Source organism: Sphingobium aromaticiconvertens (assembly GCF_037154075.1).
GTDB classification, from domain to species: Bacteria; Pseudomonadota; Alphaproteobacteria; order Sphingomonadales; family Sphingomonadaceae; genus Sphingobium; species Sphingobium aromaticiconvertens.
In genome coordinates this window covers 3,678,916-3,703,751 of sequence record NZ_JBANRJ010000001.1, presented here as the reverse complement: position 1 = coordinate 3,703,751, position 24,836 = coordinate 3,678,916, and the positions used below count along the sequence as shown (strand labels likewise).

General features: G+C 62.3%; 27 protein-coding genes. 12 read left to right on the top strand and 15 right to left on the bottom strand.

Annotation, left to right across the window (positions count from 1 at the left end; translation table 11 throughout):
- The first annotated feature begins 6 nt into the window (after positions 1–6).
- Complete coding sequence (locus tag WFR25_RS17675) at positions 7–1,698, top strand: MFS transporter (RefSeq protein ID WP_336972673.1); 1,692 nt, start codon at positions 7–9, stop codon at positions 1,696–1,698.
- Here WFR25_RS17675 and WFR25_RS17670 read toward each other — a convergent pair.
- Positions 1,690–2,295, bottom strand: coding sequence for a nucleotidyltransferase family protein (locus WFR25_RS17670; RefSeq protein ID WP_336972671.1), 606 nt, complete (start codon positions 2,293–2,295; stop codon positions 1,690–1,692). The genes WFR25_RS17675 and WFR25_RS17670 overlap by 9 nt on opposite strands.
- A 217-nt stretch (positions 2,296–2,512) precedes the next feature.
- Between WFR25_RS17670 and folE the strand changes: the two genes are divergently transcribed.
- The 5 genes from folE to WFR25_RS17645 all read left to right on the top strand — a co-directional run bounded on the left by folE (position 2,513) and on the right by WFR25_RS17645 (position 8,695).
- Positions 2,513–3,112 carry a GTP cyclohydrolase I FolE gene (folE, locus tag WFR25_RS17665; protein WP_336974953.1) on the top strand — a complete coding sequence of 200 codons (600 nt, stop codon included), beginning with the start codon at positions 2,513–2,515 and terminating at the stop codon, positions 3,110–3,112.
- Positions 3,113–3,120: 8 nt separating this feature from the next.
- Complete coding sequence (locus WFR25_RS17660) at positions 3,121–3,996, top strand: SDR family oxidoreductase (protein WP_336972670.1); 876 nt, start codon at positions 3,121–3,123, stop codon at positions 3,994–3,996.
- Positions 3,997–4,068: 72 nt separating this feature from the next.
- Positions 4,069–4,845, top strand: a complete 777-nt coding sequence (locus tag WFR25_RS17655; RefSeq protein ID WP_336972668.1) for an enoyl-CoA hydratase-related protein — start codon at positions 4,069–4,071, stop codon at positions 4,843–4,845.
- A 218-nt stretch (positions 4,846–5,063) separates the two neighbouring features.
- Complete coding sequence (locus WFR25_RS17650) at positions 5,064–7,463, top strand: TonB-dependent receptor (RefSeq protein ID WP_419723167.1); 2,400 nt, start codon at positions 5,064–5,066, stop codon at positions 7,461–7,463.
- Between the two features lie 2 nt (positions 7,464–7,465).
- Complete coding sequence (locus tag WFR25_RS17645) at positions 7,466–8,695, top strand: dipeptidase (RefSeq protein ID WP_336972667.1); 1,230 nt, start codon at positions 7,466–7,468, stop codon at positions 8,693–8,695.
- 54 nt (positions 8,696–8,749) lie between these two features.
- On the opposite strand, the gene mmsB is transcribed toward WFR25_RS17645, so the two are convergent.
- The 4 genes from mmsB to WFR25_RS17625 form a co-directional block, all read right to left on the bottom strand.
- Positions 8,750–9,634, bottom strand: coding sequence for a 3-hydroxyisobutyrate dehydrogenase (mmsB, locus tag WFR25_RS17640; RefSeq protein ID WP_336972666.1), 885 nt, complete (start codon positions 9,632–9,634; stop codon positions 8,750–8,752).
- A 21-nt stretch (positions 9,635–9,655) separates the two neighbouring features.
- A complete protein-coding gene (locus tag WFR25_RS17635) occupies positions 9,656–10,726 on the bottom strand; it encodes an enoyl-CoA hydratase/isomerase family protein (protein WP_336972665.1) in 1,071 nt (356 codons plus the stop codon).
- Positions 10,727–10,755: 29 nt separating this feature from the next.
- Complete coding sequence (locus WFR25_RS17630; RefSeq protein WP_336972663.1) at positions 10,756–11,898, bottom strand: acyl-CoA dehydrogenase family protein; 1,143 nt, start codon at positions 11,896–11,898, stop codon at positions 10,756–10,758.
- A gap of 171 nt (positions 11,899–12,069) precedes the next feature.
- A complete protein-coding gene (locus WFR25_RS17625) occupies positions 12,070–13,566 on the bottom strand; it encodes a CoA-acylating methylmalonate-semialdehyde dehydrogenase (RefSeq protein ID WP_336972661.1) in 1,497 nt (498 codons plus the stop codon).
- Between the two features lie 110 nt (positions 13,567–13,676).
- Here WFR25_RS17625 and WFR25_RS17620 point away from each other — a divergent pair, with 110 nt between their 5' ends.
- The 4 genes from WFR25_RS17620 to WFR25_RS17605 are packed head-to-tail and all read left to right on the top strand — an operon-like array spanning position 13,677 to position 17,022.
- Positions 13,677–14,579: a LysR family transcriptional regulator gene (locus WFR25_RS17620; protein ID WP_336974948.1), complete on the top strand. Its 903-nt coding sequence runs from the start codon at positions 13,677–13,679 to the stop codon at positions 14,577–14,579.
- 40 nt (positions 14,580–14,619) lie between these two features.
- Positions 14,620–15,255, top strand: a complete 636-nt coding sequence (locus WFR25_RS17615; protein ID WP_336972660.1) for a class I SAM-dependent methyltransferase — start codon at positions 14,620–14,622, stop codon at positions 15,253–15,255.
- Positions 15,256–15,313: 58 nt separating this feature from the next.
- Entirely contained in the window at positions 15,314–16,255 is a 942-nt protein-coding gene (locus WFR25_RS17610) for an ABC transporter ATP-binding protein (protein WP_336972658.1), read from the top strand.
- Positions 16,252–17,022, top strand: coding sequence for an ABC transporter permease (locus tag WFR25_RS17605; protein WP_336972657.1), 771 nt, complete (start codon positions 16,252–16,254; stop codon positions 17,020–17,022). Before WFR25_RS17610 ends, WFR25_RS17605 begins: the two co-directional genes overlap by 4 nt.
- A 47-nt stretch (positions 17,023–17,069) precedes the next feature.
- Here the strand turns inward: WFR25_RS17605 and WFR25_RS17600 are convergent, their stop codons facing one another.
- The 6 genes from WFR25_RS17600 to WFR25_RS17575 all read right to left on the bottom strand — a co-directional run bounded on the left by WFR25_RS17600 (position 17,070) and on the right by WFR25_RS17575 (position 20,857).
- A complete protein-coding gene (locus WFR25_RS17600; RefSeq protein ID WP_336972654.1) occupies positions 17,070–17,390 on the bottom strand; it encodes a hypothetical protein in 321 nt (106 codons plus the stop codon).
- A gap of 120 nt (positions 17,391–17,510) precedes the next feature.
- Positions 17,511–18,908 (bottom strand): MATE family efflux transporter, encoded by a 1,398-nt coding sequence (locus WFR25_RS17595; protein ID WP_336972652.1) that lies wholly within the window; start codon positions 18,906–18,908, stop codon positions 17,511–17,513.
- The gene (locus WFR25_RS17590; protein ID WP_336972651.1) at positions 18,908–19,846 is read right to left on the bottom strand and encodes a DUF808 domain-containing protein; all 939 of its coding nucleotides are present in this window, start codon (positions 19,844–19,846) and stop codon (positions 18,908–18,910) included. Before WFR25_RS17590 ends, WFR25_RS17595 begins: the two co-directional genes overlap by 1 nt.
- A 141-nt stretch (positions 19,847–19,987) precedes the next feature.
- A complete protein-coding gene (locus WFR25_RS17585; RefSeq protein WP_336972650.1) occupies positions 19,988–20,245 on the bottom strand; it encodes a hypothetical protein in 258 nt (85 codons plus the stop codon).
- Between the two features lie 23 nt (positions 20,246–20,268).
- Positions 20,269–20,499, bottom strand: coding sequence for a hypothetical protein (locus WFR25_RS17580; RefSeq protein ID WP_336972649.1), 231 nt, complete (start codon positions 20,497–20,499; stop codon positions 20,269–20,271).
- A gap of 4 nt (positions 20,500–20,503) precedes the next feature.
- On the bottom strand, positions 20,504–20,857 hold the full coding sequence (locus tag WFR25_RS17575; protein WP_336972648.1) for a hypothetical protein: 354 nt from the start codon (positions 20,855–20,857) through the stop codon (positions 20,504–20,506).
- A 106-nt stretch (positions 20,858–20,963) separates the two neighbouring features.
- On the opposite strand from WFR25_RS17575, the gene WFR25_RS17570 reads away from it, so the two are divergent.
- Positions 20,964–21,266: a plasmid stabilization protein gene (locus WFR25_RS17570; protein ID WP_336972646.1), complete on the top strand. Its 303-nt coding sequence runs from the start codon at positions 20,964–20,966 to the stop codon at positions 21,264–21,266.
- A gap of 63 nt (positions 21,267–21,329) precedes the next feature.
- Here WFR25_RS17570 and rplI read toward each other — a convergent pair whose 3' ends face one another.
- Genes rplI through rpsF form a run of 3 tightly spaced genes read right to left on the bottom strand, consistent with a single transcriptional unit; the run spans position 21,330 to position 22,621 of the window.
- Positions 21,330–21,932: a 50S ribosomal protein L9 gene (gene rplI, locus WFR25_RS17565; protein ID WP_336972645.1), complete on the bottom strand. Its 603-nt coding sequence runs from the start codon at positions 21,930–21,932 to the stop codon at positions 21,330–21,332.
- A gap of 13 nt (positions 21,933–21,945) precedes the next feature.
- Positions 21,946–22,170, bottom strand: a complete 225-nt coding sequence (gene rpsR / locus WFR25_RS17560; protein ID WP_004212076.1) for a 30S ribosomal protein S18 — start codon at positions 22,168–22,170, stop codon at positions 21,946–21,948.
- Between the two features lie 13 nt (positions 22,171–22,183).
- Complete coding sequence (gene rpsF / locus WFR25_RS17555) at positions 22,184–22,621, bottom strand: 30S ribosomal protein S6 (RefSeq protein ID WP_336972644.1); 438 nt, start codon at positions 22,619–22,621, stop codon at positions 22,184–22,186.
- 252 nt (positions 22,622–22,873) lie between these two features.
- On the opposite strand from rpsF, the gene WFR25_RS17550 reads away from it, so the two are divergent.
- A complete protein-coding gene (locus WFR25_RS17550) occupies positions 22,874–24,277 on the top strand; it encodes a GntP family permease (protein WP_336972642.1) in 1,404 nt (467 codons plus the stop codon).
- A gap of 68 nt (positions 24,278–24,345) precedes the next feature.
- On the opposite strand, the gene WFR25_RS17545 is transcribed toward WFR25_RS17550, so the two are convergent.
- Positions 24,346–24,738: an RcnB family protein gene (locus WFR25_RS17545; protein WP_336972641.1), complete on the bottom strand. Its 393-nt coding sequence runs from the start codon at positions 24,736–24,738 to the stop codon at positions 24,346–24,348.
- Positions 24,739–24,836: the final 98 nt, after the last annotated feature.

Sequence of the window (24,836 nt, the reverse complement as noted above, 5' to 3'; positions counted from 1 at the left end):
CGCTTGATGGCGGATGTGTCCCAATCGCCCTCGACCGAGTCACGCGCGCCTGATCCAGCGCCATCCTCGCCGCTTTCGGTCCCGATTTTCCGGTCCGTGTGGATTGCCAGCATGGCGTCCAATTTCGGTGGCCTGATTCAGTCGGTTGGTGCGTCGTGGATGATGACCTCGCTCAGCAGCTCGGAACAGATGGTTGCGCTGGTGCAGGCATCGACCACCCTGCCGATCATGCTGCTGTCTCTGGCAGCCGGGGCGCTGGCCGACAATTATGATCGGCGGCTGGTGATGCTGGCGGCACAAAGTTTCATGCTGCTGGTTTCCGCTGCGCTATCGCTGGCCGCTTGGGCTGGGCTGCTCTCACCCTGGGCGCTGCTGACCTTCACCTTCCTCATCGGCTGCGGCACGGCGCTCAATGGTCCGGCCTGGCAGGCGTCGGTGGGTGAGATGGTGCCGCGCGCAGCACTGCCCAGCGCGGTGGCGCTCAACAGCATGGGCTTCAATATCGCGCGCAGCGTTGGCCCGGCGCTGGGCGGTGTCATCGTCGCAGCGGCTGGCGCGGCGGCGGCCTTCCTTAGCAATGCGGTCAGTTATGTCGGCCTGATTGCCGTACTGGCCCGCTGGCGACCGGCCCGCGTGCCCAACCCGCTGCCACGCGAACGGGTCGATATGGCGATGCGCGCGGGCGTGCGCTATGTCGCCATGTCACCCAATATTCGCGCGGTGCTGGCGCGGGCTGCGCTGTTCGGCATGGTCGCCAGCGCCGTTCCCGCATTGATGCCGGTGATCGCGCGTGATCTGGTGACAGGCGGGGCGCTGACCTACGGTGTGCTTCTGGGCGGTTTCGGCATCGGTGCGGTATGTGGCGCACTTGTCAGCGGTCGGTTGCGTAAACAGCTCTCGACCGAGCAACTGGTGCGCATCGCGACCCTGGTCATGGCGATCGGCACGCTGGGTGCAGGGATCAGCGGCTGGCTCATACTCGCCATATTCTCGTTGATGCTGGCAGGGGCCGGCTGGGTGCTTACCCTCTCCAGCTTCAATGTCACCGTTCAGATGGCCGCGCCGCGCTGGGTCGTGGCGCGCGCGCTCTCACTCTACCAGATGTCGGCCTTTGGCGGCATGGCGATTGGAAGCTGGCTGTTTGGCACATTGGCGGAGGATCATGGCGTGGCGACCGCGTTGATGCTCGCGGCGGCGGGCCTGACGCTCGTGGCGCTGCTCGGTTTCATCATGCCACTCCCCCAAAGCGGGAATGAAGATCTGGAACTGCTGGGCCGCTGGACCGAGCCGGACACGGCGGTCCCGGTGGAGGGGCGCAGTGGTCCGGTGGTCGTCACCATCGAATATCGGATAGCGGCAGGATCGGTCGTGCCCTTTCTGTCGGCAATAGGTGAAAGGCGGCGCATTCGTCGGCGCGACGGTGCGCATGGCTGGACGCTGATGCGCGATCTGGGCGACCCTGAATTGTGGATCGAGCGCTATCATGTGTCGACCTGGCTCGACTATGTCCGTCACAACCAGCGCCGCACCCACGCTGACCTCGCCAACAGCGAGGCCATCCATGCCCTGCATCAGGGGGGCAAGCCGCCCGTCGTTCACCGGATGATCGAACGGCAGGTCGCCTCGCTGCCGATTACCCGCGCGCCCGATCCGCGCGAAATGGCTGATGCGATGACCGATCCGACCCGCTCAAACTAGCGAAGCTGGCCCTGACGACGCGCCCGTCAGGTCTTCGGGCGTGTCGATGTCACGCAGCACCGTACCGCTCGTTTCTATCTGGATGCCATGGCTCAGCAGCGCGCGTGCGCCCTGATCGCCGCGCAGGGCCAGCAATTCGGGGAAATGCTTGCGGCCGATGAAGGCGGGGGGAGAGGGGGAGAAGCCGTCGGTACTCGCCACCACCGATCGTATATCTTCGGCCGCCACGCACAGGCGATTATAATGAACCTGCGGCACATCCGGCATGTCGGCCAGGCAGATCAGGATGCCCCGGCACTTGCGGAGCGGCATGACATGTTCGACCGCGCGCACAATGCTGCCCGCCAGCCCTTCTTCGGGCCGGTCGTTGATGACGATGCTGTAGCCGCGTCGATCAAGCTTGCGATGAATCACTGGCGCAAACTCTATCGGACGGACCACTGCGACCAGTTCGGCGAAGGCCATCGAGGCGACAGCCTCCAGCGTGTGCTGGATGACAGGCTTGCCGCGCAGGTCGGCCATCAGCTTGTCCTCCTCGCCGAAACGCGAGGATATTCCGGCTGCGAGCAGCACAGCGGCGATTTTTTCAGTACGCATGAAGCCAGATATGTTGAAGGCAGGCGTGGGCCATGCCTCCCCTTGAAGGAGGGTTGTTCCGCCGTGGCGATGAATGCACGTCCCACACATCATGCCTGTGCCATCAGCAGGCGAGCCTGTCCAGAGCAGTCGAAAGGGCTGGCAATTGGTCAGGCATCGCCCCATATCGACCGCAAATGACAGTAGATTGAGGGGGCAGCCATTGAGCACGCGTATCATGGATGAGGCCGAAGAACGTGACGAACAGGGCAAGATCATCGTGCCTGCTGAGGTCGCGGACGCGATCCGCACGCTGATCCGTTGGTCGGGTGACGACACATCGCGCGAAGGGCTGATCGACACACCCAACCGCGTGGCGCGAGCGTGGCGCGAATATTGCCAGGGCTACGCCGAAGATCCGGCCTACCATCTCTCGCGCATTTTCCATGAGGTTGGCGGCTACGACAATATCGTGCTGCTCAAGGATATTCCGTTCCAGTCGCATTGCGAACATCATATGGCGCCAATCATCGGCAAGGCGCATATCGCCTATCTGCCGGGTGAATATGTGGTCGGCATATCGAAACTGGCGCGCGTGCTCCACGCTTATGCCCGCCGCCTTCAGGTGCAGGAACGTCTGACGGCGGAGGTTGCCGATTGTATCTGGACGCATCTCAAGCCCCAGGGCGTGGCCGTGGTGATAGAGGCGACGCACGGTTGCATGACCGGGCGCGGCGTGCGGACGCCCGACGTCATCATGAAGACCAGCCGGATGTTGGGGGTCTTTCGCGATGATGAAAAGAGTCGCGAGGAAGTGCTGCAATTGATGGGCTTTTAAGCCGGGCAATGGCGCAGGACAACATCAATCCGAACGAAGGGCAGGGCGGTCGCGAACCGTCCTTCCGCCCGCTCGGTCGCGCGGGCGAAGGGGCTGAGCCTGCCTCCGCACAGCCGCTAACTTCGCGTCGTCTGGCGCTCGTCACCGGCGGGCACCGACGGCTGGGCGGGGTGATTGCGACGGCGTTGGCCGATGCGGGCTGCTCGCTGGCGATTCACGGCAGCCATGACACACGGCTTGATTCCACGCTGGCGCTGGCGCTGGAGCGCAACGGCACCGAATGGGAAGGCTTCACCGTCGATTTCGCTGATCCGGAAGGGGCGGAGGAGCTGATCGGCGATATTTCCAAGAGGTTCGGCCGCGCGCCCGACATATTGGTGAACAGCGCAGCGATGTTCGGGCAGGACCGGCTGGACAACGTGACCGCCGACGACCTGATGCGGCACTATGCGGTGAACTGTGCGGCCCCCACTTTGCTGACCAAGGCCTTCGCGACCGTGCCCGCGGGCCTTGTCGACCGCTGCATCGTCAATATTCTCGACCAGCGGATCGACCATCCGCATGCCGATCAGCTAGCCTATACGCTGTCGAAGATGGCGCTGGCCGGGCTGACGAAACTCTCCGCCCGCTCACTGGCGCCGCAGGTGCGCGTCAACGCCGTCGCGCCGGGGCTCACCATCGCGACCGCCGATTATGACGCGGCGCAGATCGAGCGGCTGGAGCAGATGATGCCGCTCGCCTGCCTGCCGCAACCCGAGCAGATCGCGGAGGCGGTACTCTATCTCGTTAACGGCACGGCCGTCACCGGCCAGACGCTTTATGTTGACGGGGGCGCGCATATGCAGGGCTATGATCGCGATTTCATGCATATTTGCAGGGACTAGCTGCCGCTTTGCCTAATGGCGCGGTTATCGTGCGGGGGCTACAGCGGCGGGCAACAGATTAGGGAGATGACGATGGCTTTTGAAACGATCCTGGTGGAACAGCGCGATGCGGTTACGCTCCTCACGCTTAACCGTCCGCAGGCACTGAACGCGCTCAATACTCAGGTGTTGGCTGATCTCACCGCCGCCTTTGCCGCCTATGACGCGGACCCGTCGCAGAAATGCGCGGTCCTGACTGGCAGCGAGAAGGCTTTCGCGGCGGGCGCGGACATCAAGGAGATGGTGGACAAGGCCGGCGCCGATTTCTTTAACGAGGATTTTTTCGCCGGATGGCAGCGTGATGTCGTCGCCACCCGTAAGCCATGGATCGCTGCGGTCGCGGGCTTTGCGCTGGGCGGCGGTTGCGAACTGGCGATGATGGCCGACTTCATCCTGGCCGCCGACACCGCCAAATTTGGCCAGCCGGAAATCAAGCTGGCCGTCGCCCCCGGCATGGGCGGATCGCAGCGCCTGACCCGCGCAGTGGGCAAGGCGAAGGCGATGGACATGTGCCTTACCGGCCGGATGATGGATGCCGCCGAAGCGGAGCGCGCGGGTCTCGTTTCCCGTATCGTGCCTGCCGCCGACCTGCTTGATGAGGCGCTCAAGACCGCAGCGTCGATCGCGTCGATGGCGCCGATGGCCGCGGTTATCAACAAGGAGATGGTCAATCTGGCGTTCGAAAGCGGTCTGACACAGGGCATATTGTCCGAACGCCGCCTGTTCCAGATACTCACGGCGACTGAGGACAAGACGGAAGGCATGACCGCCTTTGTCGAAAAGCGTCCCGGTGTCTGGAAGGGCCGCTGAGGGTATAGAAATGGGATCGGACCTATTGGTCCGGTTCAATTATGACGATGAGAAGTCATAAGGGGATGGTGGAGTTGCTGGTTATGTTCGTTTCAGAAGACAACTGAGAAACGAACGATGGAGAGGTGTGGTCGGGTGCTGCGTGTGCGGCTCCGATCATCCTGAAAAGGCCCGATCAAGCCCCCTTGAAGGGGGTATAACAGGGAAAACCTCACTCCATGCATCCTGTCACCATGCGCCGCCATCGCGGCATGACCCATGCCGTCGCTTTGTTGATGACCTGCGCCAGCGCGCTCGCCATGCCGGCCTGGGCACAGGACAGCGCTCCTGTCGCCGACGATGAAGAGGCAAGCATCACCGTCACCGGTCGCCGCGTGTCGCAGTCGGCCGAAGCGATCGGCGAAGGCAAGATCACGAATACGGTGGCGATTACGCGAGAGGCGCTGCTGTCCGCGCCCTCGGGCGTTTCGGGCCTCAAGATGCTGGAGCAGCTACCCGGTTTCAACGTTCAGACAGACGGTGCGCTGGGCCTCTATGAATTTGGCAACAGCGTTCAGACCCGCGCCTTCAACCTCGACCAGATCGGCTTCCTGATCGACGGCATTCCCACCGGGCGCAGCGATGCTTTTGGTGGCAGCCCGGTCTTTCGCTATGTCGACAATGAAAATCTGGGCGTGGTGGAGGCGTCGGTGGGCGCGGGCGATGTCAGCCTGCCCAGCTATTCGACACTCGGTCCGCTCATCCAGTATAATTCCATCGCGCCGCAGGACGATCTTGGCCTGTTCGTCTCGCAGAGCTTTGGTAGCGATGACCTGAAGCGTACCTTCATCCGTTTCAGCACCGGCAAGGTCGGCCCGTTCAAGGCCTATGTCAGCCGCACCAAGCTGAACAGCGACCTGTGGCGCGGTCCCGGCACGATCGATCGCGAACATTGGGAAGGGCAGATTCACGCCGATCTGGGCGGCGATAGCTGGGCGCGGTTCAAATATGTGTCGAACGACTTTTTCGACTATGATTCTCCGACGATCACTCGTGACCAGTATAATTGCGTCGCCCGCGACCTGGAAGGGCATTGCGGCCGGGACTATGCGTATCTGAGTACGGTCCCTGCCAACACCACCCCCGGTTTCGAGCCGCTGGCGAGCGCGCCGGGCGTCTATTATTCCAATGGCAACTATGTGCAGAACTATAATCTGGCCATTAATGTCCGGAAGGACAAGCTCTATGGCGCCACCTTCCATGCCGGTATCGCTGAGGGTGTATGGGCGGAATCCACGCTCTATTATGAGGACAAGGCGGGCTATGGCGTCTCGCCCGATGGCTACGCCAATTCACTGAGCCGCTATACGCCGCAATTGGCGGCTGGTCTTGCCGTGGTCGCGCCCAAGGGCGTGCAATATGGCCGATCGGGCGTCGGTGGCGATCGCTATGGCGTCACCACGAAGCTGCACTGGGAAATGGGCGCGAACACCGTCGAGGCGGGCATATGGGCGGAGGTTGACAAATATCACCGCACGCAGGCCCGCTACAATACGACGGACGGTCGCCCTGACAGCGCGCCCAACCTGGACGAACTTGTCTATCTGCGCCGTGACTATCGTTCGCAACGCGATACCTTGCAGGTCTTCCTGAAGGATCAGTTATCGCTGGCCGATGATCGCCTGATATTGGATGCCGGGTTCAAGGGGCTGCTGCTGGACTATAGCCAGCGCGGCTATCGGGATTTCGACGATTATTATCGGGTCGTCGGTGGCGTCGGTGTGCCCGGCTGGGGTCCGCAAAATAACGGCGCGCATTATAAAGACATGTTCCTGCCGATGGCAGGCCTGCTCTACAAATTCGACCAGCGGACCCAGATTTTCGCGTCCTATGCCGAAAATATGGCGCTGCCCAAGGGGATGGACGATATCTACGCGGTCACGCGCCCCGGAAGCGCCGCGCTGGTGCCACAGCCCGCGCCCGAACGTTCGAGGAATATGGAGATCGGCCTGCGCACCAATCAGGGGCAAGTCTATGCCTCGCTGGCTGCCTATTACACGAAGTTCGACAATCGCATCCAGTCGATCACGACCTTCCTGCCGGGCGGTGGCGCAACCACGGAAACCTTCTACCAGAATGTCGGCCGGGTGGAATCCTATGGTCTGGAATTTAGTGGCACCTACAAGCCGTCCTTCCTGAACGGGCTGGCCTATGGAAACCTGAACGTCACTTACAACAATGCCAAGTTCAAGGATGATATCGCGGCCTCCACGCCCATCCTGATCGCCGACAAATATGTCCCTGACAGCGCGAAATGGATTGTTTCGGGTGGCGTGACGATCGAGCCTGCAAGCTGGCTGGTAGGCAATATCTCCGGCAAATATACCAGCAAGCGCTGGTCGACCTTCACCAATGCGGCCGGGTCGAGCGTGCCGGGGTACACCGTGTTCAGCGCCTATGTGGATATTGGCGACGACATCGCCTTTGGCCCCGTCAAGGGGATCAAGGCGCGCTTCAACATCGACAATATCTTCGACAAGGACACACTGTCCTTCATTTCCTCATCTGTTACAGGAGATGGTCTGTTCCGGCCCTTGTCGCCGCGCACAGTCCAGTTCACGATTTCGGGCGAAATATGAGCATGAAGACCTATCTTTGGGGAGCAGCGCTGGTCGCACTGCTCCCGCTTTCCTTCGCTTCGGCCCAGCCGCCCGTCAGCCGCGCGGCGGCCCGGTTGCACGAACGGATCATCACCCTCGACAGTCATCTCGACACGCCCGCCTCGCTCGACCTGCCGGGCTGGTCGATCGATACGGAGCATGACGTCCATGCCGATTTCACCCAGGTCGATCTGCCCCGGATGAAGAAGGGCGGCCTCGATGGCGGCTTCTGGGCGATCTACACGCCGCAGGGACCGTTGACGGTCGAGGCCTATCGCAAGGCCCGTGACTTCGCGATCCTGCGGGGCGTGTCGATCCGTGAGATGGTGGCGGCGGCCCCCAAAAATTTCGCGCTGGCGCTGGAAGCAAAGGACGCGGCGCTGATCGCCGCGCAAGACAAGCGCATCGTCTATATGTCGATGGAAAACGCCTATCCGCTGGGCGAGGATGTGTCGCTGATCGATACTTTCTATGGGCTGGGCGTGCGCGTGGCAGGCTTTGCTCATTTCGCGCATAACCAGTTTGCCGACAGTTCGACCGATCCGTCGAAAAAGCCGAAATGGGGCGGTCTTAGCCCGCTCGGTAAGCATCTTTTGAAGGAAATGAACCGCCTTGGCGTCGTACCCGACGCCTCGCACAGTTCGGATCAGGTGCTGGACGATCTGCTGGCACTTTCGACCACGCCGGTCCTGCTCACCCATTCGGGCTGCAAAGCGGTTTATGACCATCCGCGTAATATCGACGACGCGCATCTTCGGGCGCTGGCGGCGAAGGGCGGGGTGATCCAGATGAACGCCTATGGCGCCTACCTGCGCGCCAGCACGCCCAATCCGGAACGACAAAAGGCTCTTGGCGCGCTCTACGCCCAGATGCGCGAGGGCGGCGAAAAAATGACGGCGGAGACGCGCGCGGTCCTGCTCAAGCAACGGCAGCAGATCGACACGCTCACCCCCGACACCGACAAGCCCAGTTTCGATGATTTCATGGCGCACATGCTCCATGCTCTCAAGGTCGTGGGACCGGACCATGTCGGCATCGGTCTCGACTGGGATGGCGGCGGCGGCGTCAAGGGGCTGGAGGATGTGGTCGACCTCCCCCGCATCACCGCCGCGCTGCTTGAGGCAGGCTATGGCGAGAGCGACATCGCCAAAATCTGGTCCGGTAATGTCCTGCGGGTACTTGCCGCAGCGGAGGCGGGGAAGGCCAAATAGCGTTCTGTGTCTGCCGTCATCCTGACCATGAGAGGATGACGGCAGGTGGACTGCCTATTTCCCGTCCAGCATCTCGATCATATAGGAAAAGTCGCGCGCGCCCTCACCCTTGTTCGCGAGCATCTGGTACAGCGCTTCGGCGGCGTTGCCCATCGGAACACTGGCGCCCACGGCGGCCGCCGCCTCGCTTGCCAGCTTCAGGTCTTTCAGCATCAGGCCGACGGCAAAGCCACCTTGATAGCCACTGTCGGACGGGCTTTGTGGTCCCACGCCGGGGACCGGGCAGTAACTGGTCATCGACCAGCTCTGTCCTGACGACACGCTGCTGATGTCGTAGAAAGTCTGCGGGTCCAGCCCCAGCTTGCGGGCCATGGCAAAGCTCTCGCAGGTGGCGACCATCGTCGCGCCCAACAGCATATTGTTGCAGATCTTCGCCGCCTGACCATTGCCCGAGCCGCCCGCATGGATGACCGCCTTGCCCATGGCCGACAGGATCGGTTTGGCCGCCGCGAACGCCGCGTCGGTTCCGCCCACCATGAAGGTCAGCGTGCCGCCATTGGCGGCCGCGATCCCGCCCGATACCGGGGCATCGACCATTGCAAAGCCCTTGCCTTCCGCGGCCTCGATCACCCGTCGCGCGGTCGCCACGTCGATGGTTGAACAGTCGAGGAACAGCGCGCCGGGCTTCGCGGCGCCGAACACGTCGCCACTATAGACCGCCTCGACATGCTTGCCCGCTGGCAGCATCGTCACGACCGCGTCGGCGCCCGCAACGGCCTCTGCCGCGCTGTCCGCACGCCCCGCACCTGCCGCCTCAGCCTTCTTCAGTGCCTCTTCCGAAAGGTCGAAGGCGCGGACGGCATAGCCGTGCTTCACCAGATTGGCGGCCATACCACCGCCCATATTGCCCAGGCCAATGAAGGCGATTGTCATGCTCATGCGGACAGGTTCCTCTCTTTTTTAACGCGCCAGTTGCGGTAGCGGCGTCCATTCATTTTCTGGCGGCAGTGGCGCGAACAGGCTGTCGATCATCGCGTCGCTCACCGCTTCGGGCGTGGCCGGGTTCCAGCATGGCGCATTATCCTTGTCGAAAATCACCGCGCGCACGCCCTCGATGAAATCGGGGCGGCGGATGACGTGGCAGGCCAGTCGATATTCATTCGCCATATTGTCGGCGAAATCGGTGAAAGCGGCCCCCTCGACCAACTGGCGCAGCGCTACCTTGATCGTCTGCGGCGACTTGGTGGCCAATATGGACAGCTGCTTATCTGCCCATTCTGACCCGTCCGCCTGCAATGCGGCCAATATATCCTCATAACGGTCTGTCGCGAACAAGCGGTCGATCGCGTCCCGCTGCGTCGCCAGTTTCGAGGGCGGTGGGGTCTCGGTCTGCTCGTCCAATATCTCACGCAAGCCTGTGGGATCCGCCAATATGCGGGCTTTGACCGCGTCCAGCCGATCCGAGGCGATATAGTGGGTAGCAAGGCCGATCGCGGAACAATCCGCCCCGTCGATCCGCGCGCCTGTCGCTGCCAGCCAGGCGCCGATACGGCCAGGCAGGCGGGGCAGGAACCAGCCGCCACCGACATCGGGGAACAGGCCGATGCCCGTCTCTGGCATGGCGAAGGTCGTCCGCTCGGTCGCAACACGATAGCGGGCGGGCAGGGACAGGCCCACGCCGCCGCCCATGACGATCCCGTCGATGAACGCAACGATCGGCTTTTCATAGACGAACAGCAGGTGGTTCATCCGATATTCGACATGGAAGAAGGCCTCCGCCTCCTTGCAGTCGCCCTTGGCGCTGTTGGCGATCAGCGCAATGTCGCCGCCCGCGCAGAAGCCGCGTCCCTCTTCATGGTCGATCATCACCGCAACTACGCTGTCATCGTCTGCCCAGGCCAACAGCGCATCGTTGATCGCGTGACACATCTCGGGGGTCAGCGCGTGGATCGCCTTGGGCCGGTTAAGGCGAATGCGTCCCACCGCGCCATTGGCGCTGCTTTCGGTGAAGGTCAGAACCTGTTCTGTCATTCTTTGGCTTTCCTTGGGCTGAAGGCACGTCATTGCCGCAGCATATCCCGCGCGACGATCATCCGCATCACCTGGTTGGTGCCCTCGAGAATCGAATGCACCCGCAGGTCGCGCCAGAAGCGTTCGATCGGATAGTCCATCAGATAGCCATAGCCGCCATGGAGTTGCAGCGCCCGGTCGACCACCGATGATCCGGTGTCGGTGGCGAAGCGCTTGGCCATCGCGGCAAAGCGCGTCTTGTCAGGCGCGTTCTCCGTCACCTTGACGGCGGCGGCATAGAGCAGAGTGCGCGCGGCCTGCAATTCGGTTTCCATGTCCGCCAGCGTGAACTGCGTATTCTGGAAATCGGCGATGGCCTGACCGAATTGCTTGCGATCCTTGCTATATTGCACGGCTTCGTCGATGCAGCGCTGCGCCCCGCCCAGCGAGCAGGCGCCGATATTGAGCCGCCCGCCGTCCAGCCCCATCATAGCGATGCGGAAACCTTCGCCCTCCGCGCCCACCAGATTCTCGATCGGCACGCGCACGCCGTCGAAATTGACCTGCGCTGTCGGCTGCGAATGCCATCCCAGCTTGCGCTCCTGCGCACCGAAGCTGACTCCTTCCATATCCTTTTCGATGACGAGGCAGCTAATGCCCTTTGGCCCATCCTCGCCGGTGCGGACCATGACGACATAGAGTTCATTCTCGCCGCCGCCAGAGATGAACTGCTTTGAGCCGGTGACGACATAATGATCGCCATCCTTCACCGCTTTGGTTTTGAGCGCGGCGGCGTCCGAGCCTGCGCCGGCTTCGGTGAGGCAATAGCTGGCGATACGGGTCATCGGCACGAGGTCGGGGAGATATTTGTCCTTCACCGCCTGCGCGCCGAAGCGATCGATCATCCACGCGCCCATATTGTGGATCGAGATGAAGGCGCTGGTGGAAGGACAGCCATAGGCCATCGCTTCCATGATCAGCGCCGCCTCCAGCCGCCCGAGGCCAATGCCCCCCGCTTCCTCCGACACATAGATGCCACCAAAGCCAAGTTCCGCCGCCGCCCGGATCGTGTCGCGCGGAAAGATGTGCTTCTCGTCCCATTCGGCCGCATGGGGCGTTATCGCATCAGCCGTGAAACGTCGCGCCAGCTCCTGAATTTCGCGCTGGTCGTCGGTCAGGTCGAATTGAGTCATGGCATCTTGTCCATATGAAAAATCGCGTCATGCTGACAATGTTCAGCCCCCCGGTAGCGCGGCGGCGTGAACGGACGGTTGCACCATTCAATCGACCGTAGGGCCAATGGACGCCGGATCAAGTCCGGCATGCGGCGGGAAAAGGGGCAGGGGACGCTTGCCCCCAATCCATCACCCCATTGTCGGAATAACGAACGCGCTATCCCCGGTGCCACCGCCATCGGGCCAGCGCTGGGTCACGGTCTTCACCTTGGTCCAGAACTTGACGCCTTCCATGCCATGCTGGTTGGTGTCGCCAAAGGCCGACCGCTTCCAGCCGCCGAAGCTATGATAAGCGACCGGCACCGGGATCGGCACGTTGATGCCCACCATGCCGACATCCACCCGCGCGGCGAATTCACGCGCGGCGTGACCGTTGCGGGTGAAGATCGCGACGCCGTTGCCGTACTGATGCTTGCTGGGCAGGGCGAGCGCTTCCTCGAAATTCTCCGCCCGCACCATCTGCAATACCGGGCCGAAAATCTCTTCCTTATACGCGCTCATCTCGGGCGTTACATGATCGAACAGCGTCGGGCCGACGAAGAAGCCCTCTTCATGCCCCTGTAGCTTGAACCCGCGTCCATCGACCACCAGTTCCGCGCCCTCATCGACGCCGGTCTGAATCCAGTTCTCGATCTTCTGCTTGTGCGCGGCGGTCACGACCGGGCCGTAATGCGCCTCCGCGTCGGTCGATACGCCCACGCGCAGCGCGTCGATCGCCGGGATCAGTTTTTCACGCAAGGCGATCGCCGTCTTCTCGCCCACAGGCACCACGACCGGCAGGGCCATGCAGCGCTCACCCGCCGAGCCGAATGCCGCGCCAGACAGGTCGTTCACTACCTGGTCCAGATCCGCATCGGGCATGACGATGCCATGGTTCTTGGCCCCGCCCATCGCCTGCACGCGCTTGCCTGCGGCGACCCCGCGATTATAGACATAGTGCGCGATGTCGGACGAACCAACGAAGCTGATGCCCTTGATATCGGGGTGATCGAGGATTGCGTCCACCATCTCCTTGTCGCCCTGCACGACCTGCAGGATGCCATCGGGCAGACCTGCTTCGCTGAACAGTTCGGCCAGCCGCACGGGCACCGAAGGGTCACGCTCGGACGGCTTCATGATGAAGGCGTTGCCGGTGGCGATCGCCACGCCGGACATCCACAGCGGGATCATCGCGGGGAAGTTGAACGGGGTGATGCCCGCGCCAATGCCGATCGGCTGGCGCATTGAATAGACGTCGATGCCCGGACCCGCGCCCTGCGTATATTCACCCTTCAGCACATGGGGGATGCCGCAGCAAAATTCGATAACCTCCAGCCCGCGCTGAATGTCGCCCTTCGAATCCGCGATCACCTTGCCATGTTCGGAGGAGAGCATGTGCGCCAGCTCGTCCATATTCTTCTCGACCAGCGTCTTGAAGTTGAACATGATGCGCGCGCGCCGCTGCGGGTTGGTCGCTGCCCAGCCGGGTTGCGCCTTCTTCGCGGCCTGGACCGCAGCGTCCAGCAGGGCCGCGTCGCCCAGCGCCACGCGGGCCTGTACGCCACCATTATTAGGATCGAACACGTCGCTGAAGCGCGTCGGCGCCGCGCTGTTGGCGAAGGCGAGTTTGTGGGAAATCTCACGCATGACTCTGATCATCCTCTCCGATGTTGGCCGATCTTTGAGCCATTGCGGATTTGCAAGCAATGGTGAACTTCTGCATGGTGATGCTGCAATATTGCAGGCGAGGTGGGTTGGTGTTCGATTGGGATGATCTGCGTATCTTTCTGGCTGTCGCCCGTGCGCGGCGCGTTGCCCCGGCGGCGCGCGCGCTGGGCGTCGACGCCACCACCATCGGCCGCCGACTTCAGCGGCTGGAGCAGGCGCTGGGCACTGACCTGTTCGAGATGGCGGCGGGCGAACGCGCGCTGACCGAACGCGGACAGGTACTGCTGCGCCACGCTGAAAGCGTGGAAAGCGCCGCGCTTGCGGCAATGGAGGATGTCACGGGCCAACAGCGCCGCCTGTCGGGCCAGGTGCGCCTGTCCGTGGCGGAAGGGTTCGGCACATGGCTGCTCGCGCCCGGTATTGCCGATTTCCACGCCCATCATCCCGGTATCCGCATCGACCTCATCACCGCCTCGGGCTTTCTCAATCCGTCGAAGCGGGAGGCGGACATGGCCGTCATGCTGGCCCGGCCCCAGCGGGGGCGGTTGTCGGTCAAGCGGCTGGGCGATTATCGTCTGCACCTCTATGCCGCACCCGCCTATTTGGAGCGAGCGGGGCGGCCCGACTCTCCATCGGCGCTGCGCGATCATACGCTGGTCGGCTATGTGCCCGAATTCATCTTTTCCCCCGAGCTCGATTATCTGGATGAAGTGGAGGCCGGGCTGGAGGCCAATCTGCGATCGACCAGCATCAATATGCAGCATCGCATGGTGGCGGAAGGAGCCGGAATCGGTGTGCTGCCGGACTTTATTGCCGGCCACGACCCGTCGCTTGAGCGGCTGATGGGTGAGCGGATAGAGATTACGCGCAGCTTTTGGCTGGTTACACATGGCGACCTGCGCCAGCTCGCGCGTATCGCCGCAGTCGCGACATGGTTGCAGGAACGCGTGCAAACGCTAAAGCCAATCGACGGACCTGCTCCCGCTCGCTAAGGGAGAGTCGAAGCCTAAACGGAGCGGTCGCATTTCGCCCATGCAGCATAAGTCAAAGCACAGTCGGGCAATCGCCTTGCCCAGAGGCGAGTTCCGCACGCGCGCGACCGAATATCTCGATTTCCTTGCCGCCTGGGTGAAGAAGCCGCGTCAAACCGCGTCCGTCGTGCCCTCCAGCCGCTATCTCGCGCGTCTGATGGTCGCCGATGTCGATCCTGATGGTGGCCGCGTTCTTGAGCTGGGCGGCGGCACCGGTGTCTTTACCCGCGCAATCCTGCAAACCGGCCTGCCGCCCGAAATGCTGGAAGTGGTGGAGATCAACCCTGCCTTCGCGCGCGGCCTGCGTCGTCATTTCCATGGTGTCTCGATCCTGGAAACACCCGCGCAGATCGTTTCGACCTCCGCTGCGGGCAAACCCGGCGACTATCAGACTGTCGTCAGCGGTCTGCCGCTGCTGGCGATGGACCGGCATATGCATGTCGATATTTTGAGCGAAGCTTTCCGCATGTTGCGACCGGGCGGCAGCTTCATCCAGTTCACCTATTCCATGCGTCCGCCCGTCCATCGGGAAGTGATTGAGGCGCTGGACCTTGATGTCGCGCGCGTAGGCCAGACGGTTCGCAATTTTCCGCCCGCCACCGTCTTCCGTTTTTCGCGTCGGAGCGACCCCGCCTAGTTGCGTCAGCGCTTCCAGCCCCTATCTTCCGCATAAGCGAAAAGGGGCACCGCCAGATATGGCATCCATCATCACCATCTCAGGCCTGACAAAGGTCTACGCATCCGGTTTTCAGGCGCTCAAGGGCATCGACCTCACCATCGAGGAGGGGGAGATTTTCGCGCTGCTTGGTCCCAATGGCGCGGGCAAGACGACGATGATCTCCATCATCTGCGGCAATGTGAACCCCAGCGCCGGTACCGTCACCGTGGCGGGGCATGATATCGTGCGCGATTATCGCGGTTCACGCTCCGCCATCGGCCTTGTTCCGCAGGAATTGTCCACGGACGCCTTCGAAAAGGTGATCGACACGGTTCGGTTCAGCCGTGGCCTCTTCGGCAAACCGCGCAACGATGCGCTGATCGAGAAAATCCTGCGCGACCTGTCACTCTGGGACAAGCGCAACAGCAAGATCCTGGAATTGTCGGGCGGCATGAAGCGCCGCGTGATGATCGCCAAGGCGCTCAGCCATGAACCGCGCGTCCTGTTCCTTGACGAACCCACGGCGGGCGTCGATGTCGAATTGCGCCGTGATATGTGGGCGTTGGTCCGCCAGTTGCGCGAAACCGGCGTCACCATCATCCTCACCACCCATTATATCGAAGAGGCCGAGGAGATGGCCGACCGTGTCGGCGTGATCGACAAGGGCGGGCTGTTGCTGGTCGAGGACAAGACCGCGCTGATGAAGAAGCTGGGCAAGAAGACCCTGACCGTCCACCTGACTACCCCGCTCGCTGCCCTGCCGCCCGAGTTGGACGAGTGGGATGTGGCGCTGAAGGGCGAGGGGCATGAGCTGGAATATATATTCGACAGCCAGGCCGACCGGACGGGCATCTCCACGTTGCTGCGGCGGCTGGGCGACCTTGGCATCAGCTACAAGGATCTCGATACACGGCAAAGCTCGCTGGAGGACATCTTCGTCAGCCTCGTCCATCATGACAAGACGGAGGAAGCGGCATGAGCGGCTTCAATTTCAATGCCGTAAAGGCCATCTACAAATTCGAACTGGCGCGCTTTGGCCGTACATTGCTGACCGGACTTGCGGTGCCGGTCATCACAACCTCGCTCTATTTCGTGGTGTTCGGCGGGGCGATCGGTTCACGCATGACGCAGATTGACGGCATTCCCTATGCCGCCTTCATCGTGCCCGGGCTTATCATGCTGTCAATGTTCACCGAAAGCATCTTCAACGCCAGTTTCGGCATCTATATGCCCAAATTCACCGGCACCATCTATGAACTCCTCTCTGCCCCGGTGTCGGCGGTGGAAACGGTGATCGCTTATGTCGGCGCGGCTGCGACAAAATCCATGACGGTGGGCCTCATCATCTTTGCGACCGCGCATCTCTTTGTCGATGTGCCGGTGGCGCATCCGTTCCTGATGATTGCCTTCATGGCGTTGATCGCGATCAGCTTCTGCCTGTTCGGTTTTATTCTGGGGATATGGGCGCAGAGTTTCGAGCAACTCCAGATCATCCCGTTGCTGGTCATCATGCCGATGACCTTTCTGGGCGGCGCCTTTTATTCGATCCATATGCTGGCCGAACCGTGGCGGACGATCACCCTGTTCAACCCGGTCGTCTATCTGATTTCCGGCTTTCGCTGGACCTTCTTCGGTCAGGGAGACGTGGCCATCCACTTCACCCTGATGTTCATCGCGGCGATGCTGCTCGTCTGCATCGGTATCATTGGCTGGATGTTCAGGACCGGCTACCGGCTGAAGAAATAGAAAAGGGGGCGATTAGCCCCCTTTGAAGTCCTGTTCTGGTGCTGCGTTCAGGCCGCCGCGCTCCGGGGATCGACCGCAAACAGGGTCACGCCCTTATATTTCGAATCATTGGCGTCATACAGACCGCCCATGTGGTCGAATGTCTCTTCCACCACCTGAAGATCGCTCAGGCCCGCCAGCTTGAAAACGCCCAGTTTCAGTTCGCGGGGCGGGCTGCCCTCCCGTTCCAGCGTCACGGCGTCGATGAACATTTCGTCATGGCGCGTGTACAGGATATGCGGCGCCAGCTTGACGGACATCTTGTTGTACGTCGCGATCAGGCACTTCTGGAGCGCGATCGATTCCAGGATAGAGGTAGGGGCTTGCATGGGTTTCACATAGCAACATGTCGGAAAAGTTCAACGGATTTGTGCGCTGCACCATTATGTGGAACGGCGCAGCGGCGCATTTTCGCGTCGCTTCGTGCGTCAATATGCCTTTGGAACTGATCAGGCGCTCGCGAACGCGGTGGACTGCGGCGCGGCGAATGTAACAAGGCCGATCTGTTCCCGCCTGCTCCATCGCCACATGAGCAGCACCGCCACCGTGCCCAGCCCGCTCGCCAGTCCCAGCCAGATACCGACGCCCTGCAGACCCATCGGAAAGGCGAGGATCGATCCCACGCCAATGCCGATCACCCAATAGCCGAACAGCGCAAAGATCATCGGCACCCGCGTATCCTGCACCCCGCGCAGCACGCCAGCACCCACCGCTTGCGTTGCATCGACTAGTTGGAAGAGTGCCGCCACGGCCAGGAAGGAGACGGCCAGCGCGATCACATGCGCGTTGGCCGGATCGTTCACGTCCAGGAAGATGGCGACCAGCGCGCGCGGCGCCCCGATCAGCAGCACCGCCGCTGCCACGGCAAAGCCCGTCCCCACGATCAGCGCCAGCCAGCCCGCGCGGCCGACCGCAGCGGCATCCCGCCGTCCATAGGCAAAACCCACGCGCACCGTCGCCGCCTGGCCAATGCCCATGGGTACCATGAAGACCAGCGACGCGATCTGGATCGCCACCGCATGGGCGGCCAGCGAAGCGCGGTCGATCAACCCCATCAGGAAGGCGGATGCATTGAATACGGTGACTTCGAGTCCCAACGTAATCGCGATCGGCAGGCCCAGTGCCCAGACGGCGCGAAAACGCGGCCAGTCTGCGACCCAGAAGCGGCCCATCAGGTGATAGCGGCGGAACTGCCGATCAATTTGTGTGACCGCCAACAGGCCAAGGAACAGGAAGGTGGAGGAAAGCGTGCTCGCTATTCCCGCGCCATGCAGTCCCATGGCGGGCAAGCCCAGATGACCAAAGATCAGCACCCATCCGGCCAGCAGGTTTACCGGGATGCCCAGCAGCATGATGATCAGCGCCCAGACTGGCCGTTCGAGCGCTGACACGAAATTACGCAAGGTCGTGAAGGCAAGGAAGGGTAGCATTGCCCATTGCAGCCCGCGCATCAGGTCGGCCGCGCCGCGCGCCAGATCGCGGTCCTGCCCCATGGCGATCAGGATCGCCTCGCTATGCCACAGCAGCGCCCAGGCGGGCAGGACGAACAGGATCGTACACCACAGGGTCTGGCGCACCGTCCGGCGGATGTCGCGCACCGAATGGCGCTTGCGTCCACGCTCGCTGGCGATCATCGGCGCGGCGGCGGTGACAAGCCCCATGCCGAATATCAGCAGCGCGTTGAACAGGTTGATCGCCAGCGCACCTGCCGCCACGGCGTCAGACCCCAGCCGCCCGATCAGCAGCAGGTCAGTCGCTGCGATGCCGGACCAGGCGACATTGCCCGCGATCATCGGCAACGCCAGTGCAATCATCGCCCGCGCTTCCAGGCGCCAGGGGGAGGGCATTAGTGCTTCTTCTTGCTCGGAATGATGTGCAGCACGGCAACGATGATGCCACCGATGATCAGGCCGACGATGCCTGCGCCGATCGCGTTCACTACCCAGTCGACGACCGGGCCGATGGCTGGCAGAGCACTCGCTGCACCCTGCGCCACATGATGGATCGCGTCGGGAATGGTGTCGAGGTGAAATTCATGCAGCCCGTGGACGATCAGACCGCCGCCGACCCACAGCATCGCAGCCGTGCCCACCACGCTCAATATCTTCATCAACACCGGCATAGCATGCACCAGCCCGCGCCCTACGCTACGTTCGATGGCGGTCGTGCGCTGGGCCATGTGCAGGCCGATATCGTCCATCTTCACGATGAAGCCGACCACGCCATAAACGCCCACGGTAATGAAGATCGCCACCACCACCAATATGACCGCCTGTTCCCACAAGGGTTCGGTCGCGACCGTGCCCAGTGCTATCGCCATGATCTCACCCGACAGGATGAAGTCGGTGGTGATCGCACCCTTGACCTTCTGGTCCTCAATCTCCTTGGACGTCAGGGTCGCGGCGGCTTCTTCCGCGACATCATGCCCGCCCTGAATCGCCTCCAGCAGCTTTTCGGACGCCTCGAAACACAGGAATGCGCCGCCCGCCATTAGCAGCGGCGGTAGCAGCCACGGTGCAAAGGCGCTCAGCAGCAGCGCGGCAGGCAGCAGGAAAAGCAGCTTGTTACGCAGCGACCCCTTGGCGATCTTGTAGATGATCGGTAATTCGCGGTCTGGCGTGAGGCCCATGACATAGCGGGGTGTCACGGCGGCGTCGTCAATGACCACGCCTGCCGCCTTGGTCCCGGCCTTACCCGCTGCCGCTGCGACATCGTCCAGCGAGGTGGCGGCGATCTTGGCGATGCCTGCTATATCATCGAGCAGGGCAATCAGGCCGGATGGCATCTATGGTCACTCCGAAAGATGGGGCCGAAAGATGGGGATGTTCGACAAAAGAAAGCCCCGTTCCCGCGCGCTCTTATCGGGCGTGCAGGCATGGGGCAATGCGGCAACGTTCCGGGTCGCCTTTTGGAGCCGGTCCGTCCGTCAGTGGAGGCTATTGGCTGTCTTGGTACGTGCGTCTTCCAGCGCAGCCTCGACCATCCGGTGCCAGCTGGCGGAATCGCCTGCCGCCGCCATCTCGGCGGTCGGCTCGCGCAGGGTCTTCATGACCGCCAGCGCATCGGCAGCGAAATGGGGCCATTCGCGATCGACAAGGTCGGCGGCATGTTCTTCGGTCCCGCCTGCATTACGGCTGTAGAATTGCCCGGCGAGCACACGTGCCACCCGTTCGATCACGTTCATGCCATCCTCCTGCTTTTTATCGTTCAGTAGTTGCCGGGCGGATCGCTCGCGGGAAAGGATTCGTCAGACTGTTCGTCCACCATATCCCAATCGCGGCGCGATACGCCATGCTGCTCTTCGGGACCGGCGTCGCGGATGATGCCCGAAGACCCGGCGGGTCCGCGATCATCAGCCTCGGCAGTCTGCCCCTTGAACGACTTGTACAGCATCGCGCTCAGACCGCCAATGAATGCCAGTTTGAGTAGCCTCTTCATTTCGTCAGTCTCCTTTTGAACTGTTGATATGGACCCAGGCCGCATGCTCCCGCGCGCTCTGGTTTACCTGCTCGGGCGAGAGGGCACTCTCGCCTTCTTCGTCGCTGCCTGCGGGCAGGGGCGTCGATGTGGCGGAGAGGGGCGCGCCGATCGTCCAGCGCTCGGTCAGCGCCGCGTCGACCATCGCGCGCCATGTTGCCGCATTGCCCGCCTCACTCATTGCCGGGTCTGGGTCTTTCAGGATCGCCAGGATGCTGGCTGCATCCTCCACGCAGGCGGACCAATCGACATCCTGTCGCGTCGCCAGATGGCGGGCGAGGCGCTCGATCAGACTGCGGGGGGCAGGGGTGTCGCTCATGACAGGAGAAACGCCCGGTTCTTCCGCTCGTTCCGCAAGCGCGATGAATTGAACGCATCGCTCGATGCCAAGTTTTCACGGCGGGAGGCTTAGTGGGAGAGGTGTCATGCCCCAGGGCGACAAGAGCAGCTATGCGGACAAGCAGAAACGCAAAGCCCGACATATCGAGCAGGGCTATGAGGAGCGCGGCGTGCCGAAGGACGAAGCGGAATCGCGCGCCTGGGCGACCGTCAACAAGGAATCGGGCGGCGGCAACAAATCCGGTTCTGGCCGGGGCAAGCCGGATACCCACGGCTCCTCACGCAAGGGCGGTCGCCTGGGCGGCGCGGCTTCGGTCCGGCGGTCGGCGGCCGATCGTTCTGCCGCCGCGAAGAAGGGCTGGGAAACCCGGCGCAGGAAAGCGGGCTGACCAAAGAAAAGGCCGCCCGGATCGCTCCGGACGGCCTTTTCCGTCGATCTGACGAAGAAAGTTTTAGGCTTCCTCGGCCTCTTCGGGTTCATCGGTCGTTTCCGACGCGATTTCGCCCGGTTCGGCATTGGCGTCATAGTCTTCGGTGAAGCCGCTCTCGTCCTTTTCGAACAGATCGGCCATCACGTCGACGCCCTGCTTCTGAAGCTCGGCCTCTTCAGGCGAACGAGCGACGTTCACCTGGATCGACACGGCGACTTCGGGATGCAGCGCGACCTTGACGTCGAACACGCCCAGCGTCTTGATCGGACGCTCCAGCACGACCATCGTCTTGGTGACGTTGGTGATGCCATCGGCGTGCAACGCGTCCACGATATCGCGGACGGCCACGGAGCCGTAGAGCGCGCCGGCGTTCGACGACTGGCGGATCAGAACGATCTGCGTGCCGTCCACATCCTTCGATGCGGCTTCGGCGTCGGTACGACGGGTAGCGTTGTCGGCTTCGATCTTGGCGCGGTTGGCCTCGAAGACCTTCTTGTTGGCGTTGTTGGAACGCAGCGCCTTCTTGTTGGGCAACAGGAAATTACGGGCATAGCCGTCCTTCACGGTGACGACGTCACCAATTGCACCCAGCTTCTCGATGCGCTCGAGCAGAATGATTTCCATGTGGGCTACTCCCTCACTTCACGATGTAGGGCAGCAGGCCCAGATGACGGGCGCGCTTGATGGCCTGGGCCAGTTCGCGCTGCTTCTTGGCCGAAACGGCCGTGATGCGGCTGGGGACGATCTTGCCGCGCTCGGACACGAAGCCCTGAAGCAGACGAACGTCCTTATAATCGATCTTCGGCGCGTCCTTGGCGGCGAAGGGGCAGCTCTTGCGGCGGCGGAAAAATGGGCGTGCCATGGTCTAGGTCTCCTTATTCGCCAGCGGTTTCTTCGCGGCGCGGGCCACGATCACCACGGTCGCCGCGATCTTCACGATCACGACGGGGGCCACGATCGCCGCGCTCGCCACGATCACGATCGGAGCGCTCCTGCTTGCGCATCACCACCGACGGACCGGTTTCCAGCTCTTCGACCTTGATGGTCATGTAGCGGATGATGTCTTCGTTGATCTGCGTCTGGCGCTCCAGCTCGGCAACCACGCCGGCGGGGGCGTCGATGTTCAGCATCACGTAGTGCGCCTTGCGGTTCTTGGCGATCTTGTAGGCCAGGCTGCGCAGGCCCCAGGTCTCAACCTTGGTGACTTTGCCCTGGTTGTCCTCGACGATCTTCGTGGCGGCTTCCGCCAGTGCATCCACCTGCGCCTGTGCCAGATCCTGGCGCGCAAGGAACACATGCTCGTAAAGAGCCATGGTTATACCTCTATGTTGGCCGATCGCTGACGTGTACCCCATGTACAACGCCCCTCCGGCTGTCGTCTTCAAGCAATTTCCCTGTTCTCCCGAGTCACCCCGAGCGAATGGAAGCGGCGCCTATGACGCAAAAGTCGTGCAAAGGCAAGCGCCCGTATGGGGTTTCAGGCACCCGTTGCAGCGCCCTTGCCAGCCGGGGCCCGGATACGCCACTGTCACCCCCAGAGACATAGTCGTTCGAGGGGGATTTGCATGGATGTCGCCATAGCGGCGCTGGCGCTCATATTGCTGATGATCGCAGCCTATCGGGGCATGAGTGTCATCCTGATGGCTCCGCTGCTGGCCATGCTGGCCGTCTTCCTCACCGATCCCGCCGCTGTGCCCACGGTCTTTTCCGGTCTGTTCATGGAAAAGGTCGCGACCTTCCTCAAACTCTATTTCCCGGTGTTCCTGCTGGGCGCATTGTTTGGCAAGCTGGTGGAGATATCGGGCTTTTCCCGCGCCATCGTCACCGCCGTCATCGGCATGGTGGGCGCGGGCCGGGCAATTCCGGCAATCATGCTGGTTACGGCGCTGCTGACCTATGGCGGGGTGTCGGTGTTCGTCGCGGTGTTCGCCGTCTATCCCTTCGCGGCGGAGATGTTTCGGCGCGCCGCCATTCCCAAACGTCTGGTTGCGGCGACCATCGGCCTTGGCAGCATCACCTTCACCATGGACGCGCTGCCCGGCACGCCGCAGATCCAGAACATCATTCCGACCAGCTTTTTCGGCACCACTACATGGGCTGCGCCAATCCTCGGCACCATCGGCTCTGTGGCGATCGCGGCGGCGGGTCTTGCCTATCTGGGTTGGCGACGGCGCAGCCTGATGGCAGCAGGGGAGGGCTATGGCGATCCGACGACGTTGGTGAACGAGCCGGAAGGCGACGATGATGCCGCCCCGGCCACCCATCCGCTGATCGCGCTGCTTCCGCTCGTGGTCGTGGGCGCCGGCAACCTTGCTCTCACCATTCTGATCCCGCGCCTTGTGCCGGTCGAGCAGGTCAGCGTTTCGCTCGCGGGCCTCACCGAACCCGTTGTGGTGAAGGTGGCGCAGGTGTCTGCGCTCTGGGCCGTCATGGGCGCGTTGTTGCTGGGGATCGCGACGATCCTGCTCTTCGCCTTCCGCACGGTAGCGCGGCGCTTTGCTGAAGGATCGAAGGCGGCTGTGGGCGGCGCGCTGCTGGCGGGCATGAACACGGCGGTCGAATATGGTTTCGGCGCGGTGATCGCTGCGCTGCCCGGCTTCCTGATCGTTAAGGAAGCCCTGAAAAGCGTTCCCAACCCGCTCATCAACGAAGCAATCACCGTGACCTCGCTCGCCGGGATCACTGGCTCGGCCTCGGGCGGCCTGTCGATCGCGCTCGCCGCGATGGCGGAGCAGTTCGCCGCCGCCGGGGATGCCGCAGGCATTCCGCGCGAAGTGCTGCACCGTGTCGCGTCGATGGCCAGCGGCGGCATGGACAGTTTGCCGCATAATGGCGCGGTCATTACTTTGCTGGCCGTAACGGGCCTCACTCATCGGCAGGCCTATAAGGACATATTCGCGTTGACGATCATCAAGACGCTCACCGTTTTTCTGGTGATCGCCGTCTATTATCTGACCGGCCTCGTCTGACCCACGCATCGAAAGGCCCCGGAGGTTCCTCACCTCCGGGGCCTTCGCTCTATTTTGTAGACGGGATCTTAGCGGATCGCGCCGCCGATAACAGCGCCGATGATGCCGCTGGTGATTGCAATCAGCACCGCGTCATTGCCCGACTGCACCCAGTGATAGCCACGCGGCGGCGCGTTCAGGCGATAGCCGCGATAATTGTTGATCACCCGATAGTTGGTTGCCTGTCGACGATCGAAACGCTGCCCCTTGGCCCAGCGGTGATTGTTCGCGCGGTAGTTGTTGTTGCGATAGGCATTGCCGTTGTTGCGAACAACAGTCCGTTGCTTGACGACCGTGCGGCCATGTGGGCCTTGCTTCACGACGCGGGTGACTTCGCGATGCGGTGCGGCCTGCGCCTGGCTCACGGCCAGCGGGCTTACGACCATCGTGGTTGCGGCCAGCGCCATCAAAAACTTCTTCATCTTGTCGCTCCTTTTTTTCAAAGGCGCCGTCTCATCGGCGTCGAATACAGAGATAGGAGCCGCCTGTCGCAAGGATGTCCCAGCCACAGGGTTAAAGT